At 72.1% G+C, this 2,542-nt stretch carries 1 protein-coding gene; it reads left to right on the top strand.

Features of this window, described 5'->3' with window-relative positions:
• The coding region (locus AB0B50_RS44615; protein ID WP_362343853.1) for a condensation domain-containing protein at positions 1-2,542 on the top strand (2,542 nt) is incomplete at both ends.

The following is a 2,542-nucleotide window of genomic DNA, read 5'->3' as shown; positions in this document are numbered from 1 at the left end:
AGTACCTGGGCCGCAATGACGACCAGGTCAAGATCCGCGGTTTCCGTATCGAGCTCGGGGAGATCGAAGCCGCCCTCGCCGGACACGAAGCAGTCCGCTCCTGCGTGGTCATGGCCCGCGAGGACCAGCCGGGCAACAAGCAGCTCGTGGCGTACGTCGTCCTGGAGGACGGGCACGCGCAGACGGACTTCCGCGCCGAACTCGGGCGGCACGTCGAGCGCATGCTCCCCGAGTACATGGTCCCCAGCGCCTACCTCGCCCTGGACTCCCTGCCGTTGACCACCAACGGCAAGCTCGACCGCAAGGCACTGCCGGCCCCCGGCATCGACGCCTACGCCCAGCACGCGTACGTGGCGCCGAGCACCCCCACCGAGCGGGCGCTCGCCTCGGTCTGGGCCGAGCTCCTCGGCTTCGACGAGGCCCGCGTCGGCGCCGACGACAACTTCTTCGAGCTCGGCGGCCATTCACTGCTCATCACGGTCCTGGTGGCCAAGCTGAAGGAGCTGGGCCACGAGGTCTCGGTGCGCAGCGTGTTCAGCAGCCCGACGCTGGCCCGCCTCGCGGAGGAGATCGACGGGACGCACGCCGACGTCACGGACGAAGGCGTGCCGCCGAACCTGATTCCGCTGGGCTGCCCGCGCGTCACCCCGGACATGCTGCCGCTGGTCGAGCTGACCCAGGAGCAGATCGACACGGTCGTCGCCACCGTGCCCGGCGGCGCGCCCAACGTCCAGGACGTCTACCCGCTGGCGCCCGCGCAGGAGGGCATCCTCTTCCACCACCTCCTCGACCCGGACAACGACCCCTATCTGGTCTCCGTCCTCCTCGCCGCCGACGACGAGAAGGTGTGCGTCTCGTTCACGGAGGCGCTGCAGGCGCTGATCGACCGGCACGACGTGCTGCGCACCGCCGTGCTCACCGCCGACCTGCCCGAGCCCGTGCAGGTCGTGCACCGCACCGCCCGTCTGACGGTCGAGCGGACGCGCCTCGACGCCGGTACGGACGCCGAGGAGCAGGCGCGTGCCCTGCTGGACAGCCCCCGGCGCATGCGGGTCGACGGCGCACCCCTGCTGCGGCTGCTCATCGCCGAGGACCCGCACTCCGAGCGCCGCTATCTGCTCCTGAGCGCCCATCACCTCATCGAGGACGCCACGACCCTGCGCCTCGTCCTGCAGGAGCTGGCGACCCACATGGCGGGCCGGGCCGCGCTGCTCAAGGCGCCCGCCCCGTACCGCGACTTCGTCGCCCACACCCTGCGCCAGACGACGGCGGACGACGGGGAGGCCCACTTCCGGGCCATGCTCGCCGACGTCACCGAGCCGACCACGCCGTTCGGCCTGACGGACGTGCACGGCGACGGCCACCGGTACCCGCAGCTGCGCCGCGCCCTGCCGGCCGACCTCACCGCCGAGGTGCGCGCCCAGGCCAAGCGGCTGCACATCAGCCCCGCCACCCTGTTCCACGCCGCGTGGGCGTGCGTCACGGCCGCGGCCGCCGGGAGCGACGACGTCGTGTTCGGCACCGTGATGTCGGGACGTCTGCAGGGCGTGCCCGGTGTGGAGGGCATGCTCGGCAACTTCATCAACACCCTGCCGCTGCGGGTACGCCTCGCGGACCGTTCCGTCCAGGACCTCGTCGCGGACGTCGACACCGGTCTCAAGGAGCTGATCGCTCGCGAGCAGAGCGCGCTGAGCCTGGCGCAGCGCTGCAGCGGCCTGGACGCCGACACCCCGCTGTTCAGCGCGGTGATCAACGTTCGGCACTTCGAGCCGGGCCACGGCGACACGACCGGGTCCGCCGTCGCGGGCCAGGGCATCCACTGGCTGGCGGAGGCCGACGCGATCAACTACCCGCTGGTGGTCTCGCTCGACGACTTCGGCAGCGAACTCGCCCTGCACGTACGCGTGGACGACTCCGTGGAGTGCGAGGCGCTCGTCGGATACGTCGAGACGGCGCTGTCCGGCATCGTCTCCGCGCTCGCCGCGGACGACGGCGCCGCCACCAGGGCCCTCGACATCGACGTCCTGCCCGCCGCCGAGCGTCGGCGTGTGGTGGAGGAGTGGAACGAGGCTCCGTCCGATCTGGTGGCGGAGGAGCGGTGTGTGCATGAGTGGTTCGAGGGCGTGGTGGCGGGTTCGCCGGACGCGGTGGCGGTGGAGTTCGAGGGTCGTGCGCTGTCGTACGGTGAGCTGAACGCCCGCGCCAACCGTCTGGCGCGCCACCTGCGTGACCTGGGTGTGGGGCCCGACGTCCGGGTCGGACTGTGCCTGCCGCGCAGCGAGTGGATCGTCGTGTGCGTGCTCGCGGTCCTGAAGGCGGGCGGCGGCTATGTGCCGATGGACCCGGCCGCGCCCGTCGAGCGACTCGACCACGTGGTACGGGACAGCGCCCCGCGCGTGCTGGTCGTGGACGGCGGACTGCCCGAGGGTCTTGCTGTCCCGGACGTCCCGGTGGTGGACGTGCGGGCGGACGCCGCTGCGTGGGCCGAGCTGCCTTCCGAAGATCTGGACCGGGCCGAGAGGGGCTCCGGGCCTGCCGACCT

The sequence above is a fragment of the Streptomyces sp. NPDC041068 genome, from assembly GCF_040647455.1.
In the GTDB taxonomy this organism is placed as follows: domain Bacteria; phylum Actinomycetota; class Actinomycetes; order Streptomycetales; family Streptomycetaceae; genus Streptomyces.
This window is presented reverse-complemented; position numbering and strand designations above follow the sequence as displayed.